At 39.1% G+C, this 20,532-nt stretch carries 18 protein-coding genes; 13 read left to right on the top strand and 5 right to left on the bottom strand.

Going from position 1 to position 20,532, the window contains the following annotated elements:
* Positions 1-18: 18 nt before the first annotated feature.
* Entirely contained in the window at positions 19-3,156 is a 3,138-nt protein-coding gene (gene ccsA, locus ACSVH6_RS06030) for a cytochrome c biogenesis protein CcsA (protein WP_438076552.1), read from the top strand.
* 51 nt (positions 3,157-3,207) lie between these two features.
* Here the strand turns inward: ccsA and ACSVH6_RS06025 are convergent, their stop codons facing one another.
* Together ACSVH6_RS06025 and ACSVH6_RS06020 are read right to left on the bottom strand one after the other, a co-directional pair.
* Positions 3,208-3,996, bottom strand: a complete 789-nt coding sequence (locus ACSVH6_RS06025) for an anti-sigma factor (protein ID WP_438076550.1) — start codon at positions 3,994-3,996, stop codon at positions 3,208-3,210.
* Positions 3,986-4,525 carry an RNA polymerase sigma factor gene (locus ACSVH6_RS06020; RefSeq protein ID WP_438076548.1) on the bottom strand — a complete coding sequence of 180 codons (540 nt, stop codon included), beginning with the start codon at positions 4,523-4,525 and terminating at the stop codon, positions 3,986-3,988. The genes ACSVH6_RS06025 and ACSVH6_RS06020 overlap by 11 nt, the downstream gene beginning before the upstream one ends.
* Before the next feature lie 472 nt (positions 4,526-4,997).
* On the opposite strand from ACSVH6_RS06020, the gene ACSVH6_RS06015 reads away from it, so the two are divergent.
* The gene (locus ACSVH6_RS06015) at positions 4,998-5,603 is read left to right on the top strand and encodes a glutathione peroxidase (protein WP_438076546.1); all 606 of its coding nucleotides are present in this window, start codon (positions 4,998-5,000) and stop codon (positions 5,601-5,603) included.
* A 187-nt stretch (positions 5,604-5,790) separates the two neighbouring features.
* Positions 5,791-6,168, top strand: a complete 378-nt coding sequence (locus ACSVH6_RS06010; RefSeq protein WP_438076544.1) for a hypothetical protein — start codon at positions 5,791-5,793, stop codon at positions 6,166-6,168.
* A gap of 80 nt (positions 6,169-6,248) precedes the next feature.
* Here the strand turns inward: ACSVH6_RS06010 and ACSVH6_RS06005 are convergent, their stop codons facing one another.
* The 3 genes from ACSVH6_RS06005 to ACSVH6_RS05995 all read right to left on the bottom strand — a co-directional run bounded on the left by ACSVH6_RS06005 (position 6,249) and on the right by ACSVH6_RS05995 (position 8,430).
* The gene (locus ACSVH6_RS06005) at positions 6,249-7,130 is read right to left on the bottom strand and encodes a pirin family protein (protein WP_438076542.1); all 882 of its coding nucleotides are present in this window, start codon (positions 7,128-7,130) and stop codon (positions 6,249-6,251) included.
* A 105-nt stretch (positions 7,131-7,235) separates the two neighbouring features.
* Complete coding sequence (locus tag ACSVH6_RS06000; protein WP_438076540.1) at positions 7,236-7,766, bottom strand: YceI family protein; 531 nt, start codon at positions 7,764-7,766, stop codon at positions 7,236-7,238.
* Positions 7,767-7,929: 163 nt separating this feature from the next.
* Positions 7,930-8,430 (bottom strand): N-acetyltransferase family protein, encoded by a 501-nt coding sequence (locus ACSVH6_RS05995; protein ID WP_438076538.1) that lies wholly within the window; start codon positions 8,428-8,430, stop codon positions 7,930-7,932.
* Between the two features lie 73 nt (positions 8,431-8,503).
* On the opposite strand from ACSVH6_RS05995, the gene menD reads away from it, so the two are divergent.
* The 10 genes from menD to ACSVH6_RS05945 all read left to right on the top strand — a co-directional run bounded on the left by menD (position 8,504) and on the right by ACSVH6_RS05945 (position 20,427).
* Positions 8,504-10,165: a 2-succinyl-5-enolpyruvyl-6-hydroxy-3-cyclohexene-1-carboxylic-acid synthase gene (menD, locus tag ACSVH6_RS05990; protein WP_438076536.1), complete on the top strand. Its 1,662-nt coding sequence runs from the start codon at positions 8,504-8,506 to the stop codon at positions 10,163-10,165.
* A gap of 30 nt (positions 10,166-10,195) precedes the next feature.
* On the top strand, positions 10,196-11,431 hold the full coding sequence (locus tag ACSVH6_RS05985) for an HD domain-containing protein (RefSeq protein ID WP_438076534.1): 1,236 nt from the start codon (positions 10,196-10,198) through the stop codon (positions 11,429-11,431).
* A gap of 33 nt (positions 11,432-11,464) precedes the next feature.
* The gene (gene lpxD, locus ACSVH6_RS05980) at positions 11,465-12,493 is read left to right on the top strand and encodes a UDP-3-O-(3-hydroxymyristoyl)glucosamine N-acyltransferase (protein ID WP_438076532.1); all 1,029 of its coding nucleotides are present in this window, start codon (positions 11,465-11,467) and stop codon (positions 12,491-12,493) included.
* 18 nt (positions 12,494-12,511) lie between these two features.
* Entirely contained in the window at positions 12,512-13,900 is a 1,389-nt protein-coding gene (locus ACSVH6_RS05975; RefSeq protein WP_438076530.1) for a bifunctional UDP-3-O-[3-hydroxymyristoyl] N-acetylglucosamine deacetylase/3-hydroxyacyl-ACP dehydratase, read from the top strand.
* 10 nt (positions 13,901-13,910) lie between these two features.
* On the top strand, positions 13,911-14,696 hold the full coding sequence (gene lpxA / locus ACSVH6_RS05970; protein ID WP_131475521.1) for an acyl-ACP--UDP-N-acetylglucosamine O-acyltransferase: 786 nt from the start codon (positions 13,911-13,913) through the stop codon (positions 14,694-14,696).
* A 46-nt stretch (positions 14,697-14,742) separates the two neighbouring features.
* A complete protein-coding gene (gene efp, locus ACSVH6_RS05965; RefSeq protein WP_438076528.1) occupies positions 14,743-15,303 on the top strand; it encodes an elongation factor P in 561 nt (186 codons plus the stop codon).
* A gap of 74 nt (positions 15,304-15,377) precedes the next feature.
* Positions 15,378-16,307 carry a UDP-3-O-(3-hydroxymyristoyl)glucosamine N-acyltransferase gene (locus ACSVH6_RS05960; protein WP_438076526.1) on the top strand — a complete coding sequence of 310 codons (930 nt, stop codon included), beginning with the start codon at positions 15,378-15,380 and terminating at the stop codon, positions 16,305-16,307.
* Positions 16,308-16,310: 3 nt separating this feature from the next.
* Entirely contained in the window at positions 16,311-16,670 is a 360-nt protein-coding gene (locus ACSVH6_RS05955) for a nuclear transport factor 2 family protein (protein ID WP_438076524.1), read from the top strand.
* 96 nt (positions 16,671-16,766) lie between these two features.
* Entirely contained in the window at positions 16,767-17,639 is an 873-nt protein-coding gene (sucD, locus tag ACSVH6_RS05950; protein WP_438076522.1) for a succinate--CoA ligase subunit alpha, read from the top strand.
* A gap of 91 nt (positions 17,640-17,730) precedes the next feature.
* Complete coding sequence (locus ACSVH6_RS05945) at positions 17,731-20,427, top strand: DUF7619 domain-containing protein (RefSeq protein ID WP_438076520.1); 2,697 nt, start codon at positions 17,731-17,733, stop codon at positions 20,425-20,427.
* Positions 20,428-20,532: the final 105 nt, after the last annotated feature.

Here is a 20,532-nt window from a genome sequence, read left to right as displayed (position 1 = left end):
AAAAAAATTCCAACTTCTATGGAAAAAAAGATATACGCTTTTTTATTCTCTACACGATTAATGGCGGTTTTGTTTCTGGGTTTTGCCGTAGCCATGGCAGCCGGTACTTTCATTGAAAGCAAATACAATACGGATACAGCCCGAATTCTGATTTATAATGCCTGGTGGTTTGAAGGAATCATGTTGTTTTTTGTGATTAATTTCATCGGAAACATCAAACGATACCAACTCTACAAAAAAGAAAAATGGGCCACATTGTTGTTGCATTTGGCCTTTATTTTTATCATCGTTGGGGCTTTTATTACCCGTTACATCAGCTATGAAGGGATGATGCCCATTCGGGAAGGAGCCGTTTCCAATCAGGTGTATTCCGACAAATGTTATTTGACAGTCTTTGTAGACGGGGATTACCAAGGGAAATTAATGCGTCGTATTTTTGAGAAACCGATGTTGCTTTCACCCGCAACTACCAATGATTTTTCGATAAATGAAAAATTTGCGGATATCCCGTTTGAAATAGAATACAAGGACTTTCTTCTGGATGCCAAAGAAACCATCAAGGAAGATGAAAAAGGGGAGGTGTATCTGAAATTAGTTGAGTCAGGTGGAGGCATGCGTCATGAACACATGCTTAAAGAGGGAGATATTCAAGACATTCACAATGTGCTTTTTGCTTTGAACAAACCAACCAAAGGCGCCATTAATATTGATACAAAAAACAATACAATAACCTCTCCGTTTGACGGTCAGTTCATGCGAATGGCTGACAAATTGCAAGGCAAAGTGACCAAAGATTCTGTTCAGCCTTTGATGTACCGTTCGTTGTACAATGTTGGAGGAGCACAATTCGTAATTCCGGATCAACCTAAAAAAGGAATAAAAACCTTTGAATCGAGCGGGAATTATAAAAATAAAAAAGGGGAGGATGTTCTCATTCTGAAAGTAAGAACAGGTGGTAAAGAAGAAGAAATTACACTCAATGGATCCAAAGGCAAACCGGGTGAACCTAAAGTAATTAAAATAGGGAAACTCGAATTCACTCTAAGCTATGGCAGCAAAGTATACACACTTCCGTTCAGCATCAAACTAAACGATTTCATAGCTCAAAAATACCCGGGAACCGATAAGAGTTTTTCTTCGTTTGAAAGTAAGGTAACAGTACAAGATCCCGAAAAAAGCTTCGATGCCCGTATTTATATGAACCACATTTTAGACCATAAAGGGTTTCGTTTTTTCCAAGCTTCTTTTGATCCGGACGAAAAAGGAACGGTGCTTTCAGTCAATCATGATTTCTGGGGTACCACCATTACTTACATCGGATATTTTATTTTATTCTTTTGTTTGATGGCTATCATGTTTGTCAAAAAGTCACGCTTTGCCGACTTAAAACGCAAGTTAGATAATGTGAAAAAGAAGAAAGCCAAATTATTGTCTTTGGTCATTCTGTTCGTTTCGTTTAACAGTTTGGGTCAAAATCATGGGACTCATGCTAACAAAGGTTTGCCGACCCAAAAACAGATTGATTCGATTTTGAAAAAATATACCGTTCCCGAGAAACAGGCTGCCGCGTTTGGTCGTATGGTGATTCAGGACGAGGGCGGAAGAATGAAACCTATCAATACATTTTCTTCGGAATTGTTGCGAAAAGTAAGTCACAGTAATACCTATCAGGGAATGAATTCGGATCAGGCATTTATTTCGATGACACAGTTTCCTACGGTATGGTTTGAAACGCCTCTGATTTATATCAAAAGCGGTAACGACAGTATCCGAAAAATATTAGGGATTCCGGCAGATGCCAAATACGCTACTTTCCGTTCCTGCTTTGACGAAAGAGGTAATTACAAGCTGTCACCCTATTTGGATGATGCTTATAAGGCAGCCAATCCCAATCAGTTTGAAAAAGACTTTGTGGAAACCGATAAGAAAGTCAATTTGTTGAACGCTGCTTTGAGCGGAAAAATATTAAGAATTTTTCCAATTCCCTACGACAGCAATAACAAATGGGTTTCGTATTTAGAAATAGAGCATGCTACAGGTACCGCATTGGATACTATTAAAAATGCATTACCACTGTATCTCGATGAGTTGATGAAAGCCACACAAAATCATAACTACACCATGGCGAATACCCTTCTGATGGGGATGAATAATTACCAAAAGAAATTTGGTAAAGCCGTACGTCCTTCCGATGAAAAAATCAATTATGAGATTTTGTATAACCATTATGATGTGTTTCAAAAGCTGCCTTATGGATATTTGACTGCAGCTGCATTAATGTTTGTCCTGGTTATCATCCAAATTTTTAAAGACCGAAAAGTGTTGCGCATTGCCATCAATGGGATACACATTGTTATCGGATTGCTTTTTGTATTACATACTGCAGGCTTAATTGCCCGATGGTATATTTCCGGTCACGCTCCGTGGAGTAATGCCTATGAGGCAATTGTATATGTGGCTTGGGCCACGATGTTCTTCGGATTGGCTTTTGATCGAAAGTCAAAACTTACCGTAGCATCGTCAGCTTTTGTTACCGCCATGATTTTAACGGCGGCTTATGCCAATTGGATAGATCCGGAAATTGCCAACCTGCAGCCGGTATTGAATTCGTACTGGTTAATGATTCACGTGGCGGTTATTGTGGCCAGTTACGGACCTTTTGCATTGGGTGCTATTTTAGGATTTGTAGCCTTGGTATTAATCTTTTTCACCAATGAAAAGAATAAAGAGCGAATGGAATTGAATATCAAAGAGATTACCTATATCAATGAAATGTCTTTGACTATCGGACTCATCATGTTGACGATTGGTAACTTTCTCGGTGGGCAATGGGCTAATGAGAGTTGGGGGCGCTATTGGGGTTGGGATCCGAAAGAAACATGGGCATTAATTAGTATTATGGTGTATGCTTTTGTCATTCATGCAAGATTTGTCCCTTCCTTGCGAAACAAATGGATTTTTAATTTAATGGCAATGTATGCTTTTGTTTCCATTTTGTTCACCTATTACGGAGTGAACTTTCACTTAGTCGGACTGCATTCCTACGCCAGTGGTGAAGCCAAATCATTAAGTTGGATATGGGAAACTTTGGGAGGCATGACCTTAGTTGGTTTGTTGGCTTACCCGAAATATCGAAAACATTATAAAAGAAAATAACTAAAAAAGGTTCACAATTCGTGAACCTTTTTTAGTATCAAGTGAGAGTACTTATACTTTTCCTAAAGTATACAATTGTTCCATAGTTGGTGCTGCACTACCACCTGCAGGCTCCAGAGTAATACCGAAGGCTTCGGCTCCACTGGTTTTATCCACAGCAAATACTTTACTGGTGCTGGCTTCGAAATTAGTTAATAGTCCAATGCTGGTTGGAGTTAACGCCGGTTTTAATTTCAGAGACCAAATTTGATATACCTTGCCTTTTGGTGGTTCCGGTAATCCGCTGGCATCGACGTAAACTACTTGAGTTTGTTGGTTCCAATAAATCTTAGCTTTAGCATTAGGAGCTGCTGCCTGTCCGCCCAGGGTGATTACAGTGTTATTTTCATCCCGAATAACATTTAACACTGTTTCGGTGGATTTATTCTTGTTTTCTAAGGTTACTACTGTTTCCTGTAGTTTTGATTTTTGTTCTTCAATGATTTTAATTTGGTTGTTGTTTTCATTTAATTTTGAATATTGTAAACCAATACCAATCAACAAGGCAACGGACGCTGCCCAACCAATGTAAGTAGACCAGTTATTTCGGGTTTTTAAATCTACCACTTTGCCGTGTTTCAGTTCCAGTCGGGTCTTGATTTTTTCAAACTGACTGTGAGAAAGGAAAGGAGAAAAACTACTGGAGAGATTGACAATTGCCTTTTCTATAGCTATAATTTCTTCTTTCACTTCAGGGTGTTTGAAAGCCATAGCCGTAACTTCATCGTTTTCAGTTTCGCTGAGCAAACCGTATACGTAGAGTTCCAAAATTCCGGATTCGATATAGTCTTTAGTTTCCATTTACTTTTAAATAATTACGTAGGTCATTCATACACATTCTGTTTTGGGTTTTAACCGTTCCTAACGGAATGGCTAATTCTTCAGAAGCTTCCTGTTGGGTAAATCCTTTAAAGAACAAGAGATCAATCAGCTGAATGCATTTTGGTTTAAGTTTTTTTACAAACTCTCTTATTCCGATACTATCTATTAGGTGGGTTAACTTGTTGCTGTCATCCAACAGATGTACGAAATTATCAGAGGACAGGTTTTTTTGACTATTGTTGAATCCTTTTGACCGCAACTTATCAATAGCTGTATTTCGAGCGATGTTGAGCATCCAAGTGTATAGACGCCCTTTGCTTTGATTGTAAGTGTCAATGTTTTTCCAAATTTTCACAAAGACTTCTTGAAGCACATCTTCTGCCTCTTCGCGGTCTTTAATTAAATTGGTAATAATGGCAAACAGGCTTTTTGAATACATATCATAAAGCTGATTAAATGCCCTTTCTTCCTTTTGTAAAAGCAAGGGCAATAGTTCTTCTTGTGTCATACCTAATAAGTTTAATTAAGGTAAAAGTAGAAATCTTTTCATGGAAAAGCTACAATTAAGTTTCTTTTAAAAGAATTAACAATTGTTCAATTTACTACTGAATTTATTTTGTAAATACTTTTGTTACAGTAAAATTTCAGTGTTTTTCAGGAAAAAGTCTATTTGATTTTATGGAATGAAAAAGCAATGTATTGCTTATTTTGAGAATGATCACTGACCCTGCATTTTTAACAAAACATTATGAATCAACGCTTAGGGAAAAATAGTTTCGATTTGTTTCAATAGCAGAGTTAGGGAAGAGTCTTGCTATGAGATTGTTCATTTTGTTTTGGTTGGTAGAAAATAATTTTCTACTTGTTTGTTGGGAACTCAGCGATTGATTTAGTCGCTGAGTTCTTTTTTTAGTAAAACTTTAGGATATGTATAACGACAAACCATTTCGGAATTTGTAATTTTATAAAAAATAAAAAGTATGAAAAAAATCTTCCTGATCAGTTGCAGCGTCTTTCTATTATGGAGCTGCCAAAACAGTGCACAAACAAAACCGGTTACTACCACTCAAGAAAAAAGGAATACTATGAATACAGATGTTAAAACAGAAACCATTTACCAGTTTAAGGTAACGGATCTTTATGGCAAACCATTTGATTTTGCCAGTTTAAAAGGCAAAAAGATATTAGTAGTTAATACTGCTTCGGAATGCGGTTTGACTCCGCAATACAAAGATTTGGAAGCAATTTATGAGAAATACAAAGACAAAAATTTTGTGATTGTCGGGTTTCCTGCCAATAATTTCGGGTCGCAAGAACCCGGGAGTAATGAACAGATAGCTCAATTTTGTCAATTGAATTACGGCGTAACCTTTCCTATGATGAGTAAAATCTCGGTGAAAGGAAAAGACCAACACGAAATTTATCAATTTCTGACTGAGAAAAGCAGAAATGGATTGCAGGACAGTGAGGTAGAATGGAATTTTCAAAAATATTTAATCAATGAAAGAGGAGAGTTGGTTAAAGTGCTTTCACCAAGAGTCTTGCCGACCGACCCTGAAATTGTGAATTGGATTAACGGAAAATAGACTTTATTATCCTTTATACTATGCAACCTGATGAAGTATTTCATCAGGTTTTTTATTGATATTTTATCGACGAACGTCACTGCTGTCGTGATTTAAAGAGTTTTTTTTCCTTTAAACGATTTTTAAATTATTGCTGCCAAATAGTTAATAGCTTTGGATTAACAATAAATGCCACAACAGCCTATTTATGAAAGATATATTTAATCCTATCTACAGACAAGATTACTTAGAAGGATACACATACGGTCAAGACCCCTACGCAAAATTTGATACTAAAACCAAAAATGAAGCTTTTAATGATGGTTTCCATCAAGGGCGATTAAACTATGAAAGCATGAACGGGAGTGTCAGGTTTGGAATACCGCAGCTCATCGTAACAAACAAAGTGCTTGAAGATTTTTTGTTGGCCGGAATGCTCGGCATGAGTATCAGTGCTGAAGGATATTCCCCTTTTCAAATTGATGTCATCCAGAAATGGTACCAAAGCGGGGTAGAAAAATATGATGCCAACCAAAGTATCTATCTCTTAGCTATCTTAGAACAAAACGGAATAGAAATAATTTAATTCCTCTTACTCAATTACATAACCCAATTTTTAAAACCTGATGTCCCTACATCAGGTTTTTTTTATAGTGTACAGATTACTCACTTTTTGAAAGGAGAAGGTAGTGGGACAAATTCTTTTTCTCCCGGTATTTTGGGAAATCTTTGAGCAGCCCAGTCCAGTTTGGCTTGTTCAATAACAGCTTTGTCGGTGTGAACAAAATTCCAATAAATAAAATGTTCTTCAGGAAACGGCTCACCTCCAAAAAGATATAGTGTCGTATTTGCACCCATTTCAAAAGCACAAAGCGAACTTTCTTTAGCTACTAATAGCTGTTTGGTTCCATAAATATTCCCGTCATTTTTGATTGTTCCATCTAAAATATAAAGAGCACTTTCGCCAAAAATCTGATGACCTATTTCCAATACAGTTTGTTTAGTACTTTTGATTTCAATACAATACAGAGGGCTGTAAACCGGAACCGGAGCCGTTTTGCCAAATGCAGTTCCGGCTATGAGTTTAAAAGTGGCACCGTCTTGTTCCCAAGTGGGTAAATCTGGAGCTTCAATATGAGCAAAAGAAGGCTCCATATTTTCCAACGCTTTAGGAAGTGCCGCCCAAATTTGCAATCCGTGGAGCTGTTTGTCCGTATGCCTTAAATACTCGGGTGTCCGTTCTGAATGTACGATGCCTTTTCCGGCTGTCATCCAGTTGACGGCCCCCGGTTTAATTTCGATTTCAGTACCCAAGCTGTCTCGGTGCATGATGGCGCCTTCAGACAAATAGGTTAGGGTAGAAAGCCCAATGTGCGGATGTGGAGGAACATCCATGTTTTGATAGTCTTTTAATTGAGCCGGCCCCATATGGTCAATAAAGACAAACGGGCCTACGGCTCTTTTTTCCCGAAAAGGCAACAGACGCCCTACCAAAAAGTTTCCGATATCGGCTGCGCGTTCCTCTATAATCATTCCGATATTTGACATAATTGCAATGGTTTTAAAAAGAAGTACTAAGGTACAATTTCTCCGTTCATAAAAAAAGCCACTCTGATTGTAGAATGGCTTTGTCAAACAAAATAGTCTAACCAATTATTGTTTGATCATTTGTATTTCGGCGTTTAATTTAATTTCTTCTCCCACCAAAACGCCACCGGTTTCCAAGGCGGCATTCCAGGTTAAACCAAATTCTTTACGGTTGATTTTTCCGCTCACGGACAAACCGATTTTCGTATTCCCCCAAGGGTCTTTCATTAGACCGCTGTATTCGGTTTCCAGCGTGATGTTTTTAGTCACGTCTTTGATTGTTAAATCACCACTGATTTGGTACAATCCTTCGTTTACTTTTGTTACAGAAGTGCTTTTGAATGTAAGTTTTGAAAAGTTCTCTACATCAAAAAAGTCAGCGCTGCGCAAATGATTATCGCGGTCGTCATTCCCGGTGTTGATAGAATTTACTTCTGCGCCGAAGTTGATTACTGAAGTTTCAAAAGCATCGTCTTCGTTTTCGATAGCCGCATCAAACAAATTGAACTTTCCTGAAACGTTAGTAAACATCATGTGTTTTACTTTAAAACCTATTTCTGAATGTGTTGGGTCGATTGCCCAGGTTGATTTTGCCATGATTTTTATTTTTTAAATTTATTTTATTTTTAAATACATGACAAAGTTATGGTGGGTATGACTCTCTGGCACTTAACCTAGATTAAGAAATCTAAAAATGGAAGTATACCTTTAAAGTTCCTGAAAAAAAGACATTCAAAAAGACAAAAGGGAAGAAGGTGACTCATTCCAGTATCAACTGCATGAAAACAGAATGCAACCAGCGATTAAACTTGTAACCGCTTTCCCGAATAGTGCCAACAGTTTTGAATCCGAATTGTTCATGAAAAACGATGCTGCTTGTGTTTTCTGCATCGATGACTCCTATCATGGTGTGCAGTTTTTGTTGTTTAGCTAAAGTAATCAAGGATTCCATAAGGTGTCTGCCAATTCCTTTCCCGTGTTCATTCGGCATCACGTACACCGAATGTTCAACGGTGAATTTGTATGCTTCACGGAAACGGAATTCGCTGTAATAACCAAAACCCACCAAGCGGTCATCAATAGTAGCCACTATAATAGGGAATCCTTTGTTGAGTTTGTCTTCAAAAATAGCGTGCTGTTGTTCAAACGTGCGTGGTGTATAGTCATACAAAGCCGTCGAATTGGCGATGTAATAATTTAATATCGCCACTATGGGTTCCACATCTTCGGGACGGTAAGGTCTTATAACTGTTTTTGTCATATCAGAATTAAAAGTTAAATTTAAAAAATAACTTTGAACCTTTGTACCTTTGTTTTTTTGAAATCCAAAATAAATGATCTATCCCAAAATACCTCTGGCTCAAAGCATCATTGAGATATGCAACGCCAAAGGAGTTCATGATATCGTAATTTCTCCTGGCTCCCGGAATGCCCCTTTAACTATAGGATTTACCAATAATCCGAATTTTCGTTGTTACAGCATAGCTGATGAGCGTTGTGCCGCCTTTTTTGCTTTGGGTATTGCACAACAAATTCAGAAACCGGTAGCCGTGGTTTGTACTTCAGGATCGGCCTTGCTCAATTATTATCCGGCTTTTGCTGAAGCATTTTACAGTCAGATTCCGTTTGTGGTAATTTCCGCAGACCGTCCTCATGACAAAATTGACATTGGCGATGGGCAAACCATTCGGCAGGAAAATGTGTTTGTTAACCATTCGCTTTACAATGCTAATCTCCTCGAAGAAGCGTCCGAAGAAAATGATGTTTTTATCAATGAAGCCATTAATGTTGCTGTAGCTCACAAAGGTCCGGTACATATCAATGTTCCGTTTGAAGAACCTTTATACGAAACTACAACTAAACTGGCCGTAGATGTAAATGTTACCAACATATTTAAAGTTCAACGCAACGTGAGGGTGGAAGACATTATTGCCTTTTCTACGTTGTGGAATCACAGTCAGAAGATTTTGATTTTGGTAGGCGAATGCGCTCCAAATACGATCGAAAAAAAATGGCTGGATCAGTTGGCTGCTTTTCCTTCGGTAGTGGTCATGACCGAAACCACTTCCAACCTGCATCATGCCTCTTTCATTAATAACATAGATACACTGATTACTCCTTTTTCGGCGACCGAATTCAGCGAATTGCAACCGCGAATTTTGATCACTTTTGGAGGAATGATTGTGTCTAAAAGAATAAAAGCCTTTCTCCGAAAATACAAACCAAGACATCATTGGCATATTGATGAATTGAGAGCCTATGATACTTTTGGGATTTTGACCAAACATTTCCATGTTACTCCAAATCATTTTTTTGAACAGTTTCTGCCTTTTGTAAAACCGATAGAAAGTGGTTATAAATCTTATTTCGAATCTATTATGAGATTGCGAAAAGAGAAGCACAGCCAATACCTATCCAAAGTACCTTTCTCTGATATAAAAGCGTTTGAAATTGTACTGTCGGCTTTACCTGAAAACATTCAGTTGCAAATCAGTAACAGTGCAGCCATTCGTTATGCTCAGTTGTTTGATATCGATCAATCCATTGAAGTCTTTTGTAACCGAGGCACGAGCGGTATTGATGGAAGCACTTCCACTGCTATCGGCGCGGCGGTGGGAAGTGGTAAACCGACCGTTTTAATCACCGGTGATATCAGCTTTTTGTATGACAGTAACGCCCTATGGAACAATTATATTCCGAAGAACTTCAAGATTATTTTAGTGAATAATGGGGGCGGCGGTATTTTCAGAATTCTACCCGGTCATCAGGAAAACGAAACGTTTCATACTTATTTTGAAACTTCCCATTGTTTAACAGCGCAGCATTTGGCCAAAATGTACCGATTTGATTATGCCACTGCCAGCGATGCGCAGTCGTTGACCAAAGGACTGAAACAATTATTCCGCCAGAATGAGCAACCGATGATACTCGAAATATTTACTCCAACGCGTGACAATAATAAACTCCTGTCGCAATATTTCAGGGAATTAGTATAAATTTATACATTTACCAAAACCAATTCAGCTTTGAGTAGTACCAATAAACTAAAGATATTCAACGATCCGATTTACGGGTTCATTACCATTCCCAATTCGTTGATTTACGATTTGATTCAGCATCCTTATTTTCAACGCCTTCGTCGCATTTCTCAAATGGGATTATCGTATCTGGTCTATCCCGGTGCGCATCATACCCGTTTTCACCATGCATTAGGTGCCATGCACATGATGCAAAAAGCAGTCGAAGTTCTGCGCTTTAAGGAAGTGAACATTTCCAAAGAAGAAGAGAGTGCACTGTACATTGCGATCCTTTTACACGACATCGGGCACGGGCCCTTTTCACATGCCATGGAACACAGTATCGTAGAAGAGGTGAATCATGAAGCCATTTCGCTGCTGTTTATGAATAAACTAAACGAAGCCTTTGGCGGCCAGTTAAGTTTGGCCATACAGGTTTTTAAAGGAGAATACCATCGCAAGTTCATGTTGCAGCTGATTTCCAGCCAACTGGATATGGATCGCATGGATTACCTGAAGCGTGACAGTTTTTATTCGGGTGTGGCAGAAGGCAACATCAATTCCGACCGTTTAATTCAAATGATGAATGTGGTGGATGATGTGTTGGTGATGGAAGAGAAAGGCATCTACTCCATAGAAAAATTCCTGATGGCACGACGTCTGATGTATTGGCAGGCCTATTTGCACAAAACCAGCCTGGTAGCTGAGCTGACCTTAACCAAGACATTACAGAGAGCCAAAGAACTTTTTCACAAAGGAGTTGCTGTCGACTGCAGCAAACCTTTGAAATACTTTATGGAACACAAAGTCACTTTGGAAAGTTTCTCTACAGCTGATTTGGATACTTTTGCGCAACTGGATGATTTTGATATCATCAGTGCTTTGAAAAGTTGGCAGTTTCATGATGATTTTATCCTGAGCAGTTTGAGTAAAATGATTATCAACCGTGATTTATCCAAAGTAAAACTGAACAGCGAGAAATTCCCCGCCGAAGTTTTGGAGGAAATGACCGCTCGTTTTGTCAAAGAACATCACATCACTCAGCAGGAAGCCAAGTATTTTATTTTTAAAGGCAAGATCAAAAATCAGGCGTACAGCAAAGAAGCAGAGCCAATCCGTATATTGAAGAAAGACCGTTCGATAGAAGATGTGGTAGAAGCTTCCGATCAATTGAATTTGAAAGCGTTGTCCAAACCGGTGACGAAGTATTATATATGTTTTCCAAAACAACTTGCGGAAAATTAACATTAAAAATGATTTTTTTATACTTTTGTGCCAATGAAATTTACAGCAGCTCAAATAGCAGGAATTCTGGAAGGCGAAGTGGTGGGAAACCCGGAAGCCGAAGTATTCAAATTAGCTAAGATAGAAGAAGGAACCGAAGGTTCGCTGACGTTTTTGGCCAACCCTAAGTATGTAAATTACATTTATACTACCGACGCTACTATCACCATTGTTAATCATTCTTTTGAACCCGAACAAGCGCTTAAGACTACTTTAATCAAAGTGGAAGATGCGTATCAGTCGTTTTCCAAATTGTTGGAATACTACAATCAAGTCAAATTAATGAAGTCAGGAATAGAACAACCTTCTGTGATTTCGGAAAATGTGACTTACGGAGCGAATCTCTATTTGGGAAGCTTCAGTTATGTGGGTAAAAATGTGGTCATTGGAAATGATGTAAAAATATATCCGAATTGTTTTATTGGTGATAATGTGACGATAGGTGACAATACCATTTTGTTTGCCGGAGTGAAAATCTATTCAGAATCCGTCATAGGAGCGAATTGCACAATGCATTCCGGAGCCATTATCGGTTCAGACGGTTTTGGTTTTGCACCAACCGAAGCAGGAACTTATAATAAGATACCACAAATTGGGAATGTCATTTTGGAAGATTATGTTGATGTGGGAGCTTCAACCACCATTGACAGAGCTACATTGGGCTCTACCATTATCCGAAAAGGCGTTAAATTGGACAATCATATTCAGATTGCCCATAACGTGGAAATAGGCGAGCATACCGTGATTGCAGCTCAAACCGGAGTGGCTGGTTCCACCAAAATCGGAAGTCATTGTATGATTGGCGGACAGGTGGGTATCGCAGGACATTTGACCATAGGGAATCATGTTCGGGTGCAAGCACAATCGGGAATCGGAAAAAACATAGCCGACGGAGAAGTAATACAAGGCTCACCTGCCTTTAATTATGGCGATTACAGCAAATCCTATGTACATTTCAGAAATTTGCCTAAAATTGTTGCCGATTTGGAAGAATTGAAGAAGAACAATACTAATACAAACTAAACTAAAATAAGCATACTCATGGTTAAACAAAAAACCATCCAGAACGAAATTTCACTTACGGGCGTTGGACTTCACACGGGAAAAGAAGTCAAGATGACTTTTAAGCCGGCACCGATTAACAACGGTTATACTTTTGTGAGAGTAGATTTAGAAGGAAGTCCGGTGATTGAAGCGGATGCTAATTATGTAGTGAATACCCAAAGAGGTACCAATTTGGAAAAATTAGGCGTTAAAATACAAACTTCAGAACACGTACTTGCTGCTTTTGTGGGCTGTGATGTAGATAATGTGATTATCGAATTAAACGAATCCGAGCCACCTATCATGGATGGTTCTTCTAAGTTTTTTGTAGAAGCCATTGAAAAAGCCGGTATCGTAGAGCAAGATGCACCGCGTAACTATTATGTGGTTAAGGAAGTAATTTCTTTTATGGATGAAGCCACCGGAAGTGAAATTTTGGTGATGCCCGCTGACGATTACCAAGTGACGGCTATGGTCGACTTTGGAACCAAAGTAGTAGGTACTCAAAACGCCACCATGAAGAACATTTCAGAATTTAAAACTGAAATTGCCGATGCCCGAACTTTTAGTTTTTTACATGAGTTGGAAACGCTATTGGATAACGGTTTAATCAAAGGAGGAGACCTGAACAACGCCATAGTATATGTTGACAAAGAGATTTCACCTAAAACCATGGAGAACCTTAAAGTGGCTTTCGGTAAAGAACACATTTCGGTTAAGCCTAACGGTATCCTGGATAACTTAACACTGCATTATCCAAATGAAGCGGCACGCCACAAACTGTTGGATGTGGTAGGTGATTTGGCATTGATTGGAACGCGTATTAAAGGAAAAGTGATTGCCAACAAACCGGGACATTTTGTGAACACGCAGTTTGCCAAAAAAATGTCTAAAATCATCAAGATAGAACAACGAAATCAAATTCCGGTGTATGATTTACACAAGGAGCCTTTGATGGATATCAACAAGATCATGACCATGCTGCCTCACCGTCCGCCGTTTTTATTGGTAGACAAAATCATAGAAATGAGTGATGAGCATGTGGTAGGATTGAAAAATGTGACCATGAATGAAGATTTCTTCGTGGGGCATTTTCCGGGAGCACCGGTAATGCCGGGCGTTTTGATTGTAGAAGCCATGGCACAAACCGGTGGTATCTTAATCTTAAGTTCGGTTCCGGATCCTGAAAACTATTTGACGTATTTTATGAAAATCGATAATGTAAAATTCAAGCACAAAGTGTTGCCGGGAGATACATTGGTTTTCAAATGTGACCTGATTTCTCCAATCCGACGTGGTATTTGCCATATGCAGGCCAATGCGTATGCGAATGGAAAGTTAGTCGCCGAAGCTGAATTAATGGCGCAAATTGCCAAAAAAAATTAAACAGATACTTATGAATCAACCGTTAGCTTATGTGCATCCGGGCGCTAAAATCGCCAAGAATGTTGTTATAGAACCTTTTACTACGATTCACAATAATGTTGTCATCGGAGATGGAACTTGGATAGGTTCCAACGTAACCATTATGGAAGGAGCTCGTATCGGGAAAAATTGTAACATCTTCCCAGGAGCAGTTATTGCTGCCGTACCTCAGGATTTGAAATTCGGAGGAGAAGAATCCCTTGCAGTAATTGGTGACAATGTTACCATCAGAGAGTGTGTGACCATTAACAGAGGAACGATTGCCTCGGGTCAAACCAAAATCGGAAACAATTGTTTGATTATGGCTACCGCTCACATTGCCCACGATTGCCATATTGGTGATAATGCCATCATTGTAAACGGTGTGGCTTTGGCCGGACACGTGATTGTAGGCAACTATGCCATCATTGGAGGTTTGGCTGCGATTCACCAGTTCATCCATATTGGGGACCACGCGATGATTTCCGGAGGGTCTTTAGTACGTAAAGATGTACCGCCTTATACTAAAGCCGCTAAAGAGCCTCTTTCTTATGTAGGGATCAACTCGGTTGGATTGAGAAGAAGAGGATTTACTTCCGAAAAAATCAGAGAAATACAAGATATTTACAGAATATTGTATCAAAAAAATTACAATACGTCTCAAGCTATGGGCATTATTGAAGCGGAAATGGCTGCTTCGCCGGAACGCGACGAGATTTTAGATTTCATCCGAAACTCTTCAAGAGGAATCATGAAAGGGTACTCAGGTTCTTACTAAACAGAAAATGAATTAGAGAATAAAAAATAAATTAAAACAAACTACAATGGCATCTACATCAGATATTAGAAACGGATTATGCATTAAGTTCAACCACGATATTTATAAAATTATCGAATTCCTTCACGTAAAACCGGGGAAAGGACCGGCTTTCGTAAGAACCAAATTAAAAAGTTTAACCAACGGAAAAGTATTGGACAATACCTTTTCGGCTGGGCACAAAATAGATGTGGTTCGCGTTGAAACGCATACATTCCAATTTTTATATTCCGAAGGAAATGATTTTCACTTTATGAATACGGAGTCTTACGAACAAATTACCTTAAACAGAGACGTGTTGGACGCTCCGGATTTGTTAAAAGAAGGAACCAATGTAATGGTGCAAATCAATACCGAAACCGATATGCCATTGTCAGTAGATATGCCGGCTTCTATCATTTTAGAGGTTACTTATACTGAGCCGGGTGTGAAAGGAAATACGGCTACTAACGCCACCAAACCGGCCAAAGTAGAAACCGGTGCTGCAGTCAATGTTCCTTTGTTTATTAATGAAGGAGACAAAATCAAAATTGATACTGCCAGCGGTAAATATATGGAAAGAGTTTAATCCAGTCAGCAGTATGCAATGGTCAGTATGCAGAAATTAGTCAATACTGAGCACTGAAAACTGAACACTAAAATATGAAGTTCCCAAGAATCCATACTTTAAAAGAAATTGCAGCAATCATCGGATGCCAATACGTTGGTCCCGATGATTTTGCTGTTTATGGCATGAACGAAATTCATGTGGTTACGCCCGGTGATATCGTTTTTGTGGATCATCCCAAGTATTACGATAAGGCGTTGCAATCGGCGGCTACTATTGTTTTAATCAACAAAGAAGTCGAGTGTCCGGAAGGGAAGGCTTTGTTGATTTCGGACGATCCTTTCCGCGATTTTAATACCCTGACCAAGCATTTCCGCCCTTTTGTAGCGGCCAATGTAAGCATTGCAGCTTCGGCTGTTATCGGAGCAGGAACGGTGATTCAGCCCAATTGCTTTATAGGGCACAATGTCACTATCGGTAAAAACTGTTTGCTGCACGCCAATGTGATTGTGTATGACAATAGTGTTATCGGGGATAATGTGATCATTCATTCGGGTACGGTTTTAGGTGCCGACGCCTTTTATTATAAAAAACGTCCGGAAGGTTTTGACCAATTGCTTTCGGGTGGGAGAGTGGTAATTGAGGATAATGTGGGCATCGGAGCGCTTTGTACTATTGACAAAGGAGTTACCGGTGATACCACCATCGGCGCGGGAACCAAAATTGACAATCAGGTGCACGTGGGGCACGATACCGTTATCGGTAAGAAGTGTTTGATTGCTTCACAAACCGGAATCGCCGGTTGTGTAGTGATTGAAGATGAAGTTACCCTTTGGGGTCAGGTAGGAACTACCAGCGGAATTACTATTGGTGCCAAGGCAGTGGTTTTGGGGCAAACCGGCGTAACCAAATCAATTGAAGGCGGTAAGAGTTACTTTGGAACACCGGTTGAAGAATCGCGTGAAAAACTAAAGCAACTGGCCAACGTTAAAAGGATACCGGATATTCTTAATAAATTAAAATAAACTATGAGCGCTAAAGACATCGTTCAAAATTTTTACAAATCAGATGTGTTACTGGAAACCGACACCGTAAACGCATTTTTACACCCCGAAGTGGTTTTGGAATGGCACAGTACCAAGGGGTTTCTCAAACTGAATCACGATGAAATTATCGGACTGGCCAATGAACTGAGTAAGGCTTATGTCCGCTCGAAATCACGCATTTCTCATATTACGGAAGAAGGCAATACGGTTGCGGTACGGTATTCTCATTATGTAAAAACTATGGAAAATCCGAGAGAAGAAATGCTCTTGGCTCATTTTATGGTCATTTGGGAATTGAAAGACAACAAGCTTTATCGCGGGTATCAAATGAGTCAGCTATAACAAATTTGCAAAAAACTAACGGCTAATTACCAATTACTAATTACTATTTTCTACTTTTGCAACACAAAAAATAAACACCAATAAACAAACACAAACATGAGCGTTTTAGTTAATAAAAATTCAAAAATAATAGTTCAGGGATTTACAGGAAGCGAAGGAACTTTCCATGCTTCACAAATGATTGAATACGGTACCAATGTAGTCGGAGGGGTGACGCCGGGAAAAGGGGGCACTACCCATTTGGACCGTCCGGTTTATAATACAGTAAAAGATGCCGTAGAGCAAGCCGGAGCTGATACCACCATTATTTTTGTACCGCCGGCATTTGCTGCCGATGCGATTATGGAAGCTGCTGATGCCGGTATCAAAGTTATCATCACGATTACAGAAGGTATTCCGGTAGCGGATATGATCAAAGCGTATAATTTTATTAAAGGTAAAGACTGTCGTTTGGTAGGACCTAACTGTCCGGGTGTGATTACTCCGGGAGAAGCCAAAGTAGGGATTATGCCGGGCTTTGTTTTCAAAAAAGGAAACGTAGGGATTGTGTCTAAATCAGGAACATTGACTTATGAAGCGGCTGACCAAGTGGTAAAACAAGGGATGGGAATCACTACTGCCATCGGTATCGGTGGAGACCCAATCATTGGAACGACTACTAAAGAAGCGGTAGAATTATTAATGAACGATCCTGAAACAGAGTGTATCATCATGATTGGTGAAATCGGGGGTCAGTTAGAAGTTGATGCTGCCCGTTGGATTAAAGAAGACGGCAACCGCAAACCGGTTATCGGATTTATTGCCGGAGAAACTGCTCCGAAAGGAAGAACGATGGGTCACGCCGGTGCGATTGTAGGTGGTGCTGATGATACAGCAGAAGCAAAAAAACGCATCATGAGAGAAAACGGCATTCATGTGGTAGACTCTCCTGCTGAGATTGGTAAGAAAGTAAAAGAAGTGATGGGATAATCCCATTACCAAGATGTTAAATATAGAGCCTCACACTTTGTGAGGCTTTTTTGTTTAAAAAAATTCTTATATTTGAGATAAAAACTCTGCTATGAAAAAACACTACACTTTTTTTGCGTTATTTTTTATTGTTTTGGTTGGGAAAGCCCAAAATGTATCCTTTACAGATCCGGATTTAAAAGCAATACTACTTCTTGCATCCCCGGAATTACCTATAGCAAAGGATCTTTCAGATAATTTTTTTAAGATAGATGCTAATAATGACGGAGAAATACAGCTTTCAGAGGCTTTGCAAGTCAGTTATATTGATTTGCATGTTATTTCAGAAATTGAAGACATGAATGGGATAGAAAATTTCACCAACCTTAAAACATTACTGGCATCTAATAATGTAGCTGTAGTAAATTTAAATGGCTTGGTTAACCTTGAAACTTTTGATTGTACAAACAACCAATTGACAGCATTGGATGTCTCAGGGTTGCCCAACTTGAAAACTTTAAATTGTAGTTGGGGAGATATAGCTTCATTAAATTTTACTGGCTTGACGCACCTTGAGACCATTAATGCCTATGATAATGATTTAACTTTATTGGATGTGAGCGGTTTAACTAGTCTGCATACCCTAAATTGTTCTGAAAATAACATAACATCATTAAATTTAGGTGGATTGTCTCAACTTCAGGAAGTGTACTGTAATAACAATCAACTGACCGGTTTAGATACAACCGGTTTGACTAACCTTCAAATCTTACAGTGCTCTTCAAATTTAATGTCAACATTAAACGTTAGCAGTTTGTCTCAATTAACTAGTTTAGGTTGCGGAAACAACCAACTCACTTCGTTGAATTTGAATGGCCTCAGTAATCTTTCATCGATCGATTGTAACCAAAACCAACTGACAGCATTGGATCTGACGGGCCTGACCCAACTTACAGGAATCTATTGTTCACACAACCAATTGACTTCGCTGGATGTCAGTGCACTAAGTCAATTGGAAGGCTTGTTATGTTCTGATAACCAGCTCACTTCATTGGATGTTTCGGGCTTGAGTCACATGACCGCCTTAGAATGTGCTTATAACCAATTGACTACTCTAAATGTAGCCGACTTACCGCTTTTAAGTACCCTTAACGCTAACAACAATCAAATTGCTTCCTTAGATGTAGCAGACTCAGTTAACCTCCAATCCTTTTTGTGCAATGATAATTTATTGACTTCATTAGATGTGACTAGCTGTCATTCCTTGTCAGATTTATTATGCAACAATAATATTTTAACTACGCTCCTCATCAAGAACGGTACTTTTGAAAATATTAATCTCTCAGGGAACCCAACGCTTCAATATATTTGTACTGATGAAGGCTTTGAGACCGAAACTGTTCAAATGATGACTGCCAGTTTGCCTAACTGCCATGTCAATTCCTATTGTAGTTTTACACCCGGAGGAACATTTTATACTATTCAAGGAAATGCGCACTATGATGGTAATAACAATGGATGCGATGTAAGTGATTCTAATTATCCTAATTTAAAACTCTCTTTTTCGGATGGCATCAATACAGGAAATTTAATAGTAGATACCTCCGGATCGTATCACTATGATGTACAAGTTGGTACGCAAACGGTAACCCCGGTTTTAGAGAATCCTGCTTATTTTACCGTTACGCCAGCTTCAGCAACCGTTGATTTTCCAACGACTACCAGTCCGTTTGTTCAGAATTTCTGTGTGTCAGCCAACGGAACGCACCCTGATTTGGAGGTTACTTTACTGCCAGCTGCTGCAGCCCGTCCCGGTTTTGATGCTAGTTATATAATCATTTATAAAAACAAAGGGACCTCAGTACAAAGCGGAACCGTTGCACTTTCTTTTGATGATTCTAAATTGGATTTGGTTTCTGCTGCACCAACAAATACCAGTTCTTCAATTAATGAGATAGTATGGGCTTTTTCAAACCTTCAACCGTTTGAAACCAGAGAAATTATGATTACAATGAATATCAATTCGCCAACCGAAACCCCTGCTGTTAATGGCGGTGATGTTTTGCCATATACCGCTTCGGTAAACGGCGCTACCGATGAAACCCCAACAGATAACACATCAACATTGAATCAAATAGTCGTAAATTCCTTTGATCCAAACGACAAAACTTGTTTGGAAGGAAATACCATTGCTCCTGATATGATTGGCAAGTATGTGCATTATACGATTCGCTTTGAAAATACCGGAACGTTTCCGGCACAAAATATCGTGGTAGCCGATGTGATTGATGCGGCTAAGTTTGACCTTTCTACTTTAGTACCTCTAAGCAGCAGCCACGAATTCTTCACCAGAATCAATGGCAATAAAGCCGAATTCATTTTTGAGAACATCAACCTGCCGTTTGATGATGCCAACAACGACGGGTATGTAGCCTTTAAAATCAAAACCAAACCAACATTAGTAATAGGCGATACGTTTAGCAATACCGCAAATATTTATTTTGATTATAATTTCCCGATAGTTACCAATACCGCTACTACAATCATCGCTGCTTTAGGATCTCAGGATTTTGATTTCAATACCATGGTTAGTTTATCTCCGGTACCGACTAAAAATCTATTGACGATTACTACTAAACAAAAGCTAGTGATAAGCTCAATAAGTATATACAACACATTGGGGCAATTGGTGCAGGTGAATACCAATCCGAATGAAACGATTGATGTTTCGGAATTAAAACCAGGAAGTTATTGTCTCAAGATTGTCAGCGATAAAGGAACGACGAGCACTAAGTTTATTAAAGAATAGAGAAAAAGCCCCGAGGAATCGGGGCTTTTTTATTTTACCTCAGCAATAGCCAAAACCAGTAATAATCTTGGCACTTTTTTTGTTTGTAATAAATAAATTGCAACA

This window comes from Flavobacterium sp. XGLA_31, from assembly GCF_051547105.1.
In the GTDB taxonomy this organism is placed as follows: domain Bacteria; phylum Bacteroidota; class Bacteroidia; order Flavobacteriales; family Flavobacteriaceae; genus Flavobacterium.
Note: the sequence above shows the minus strand (reverse complement) of the source record. Positions and strands in the feature narration are given on the sequence as shown.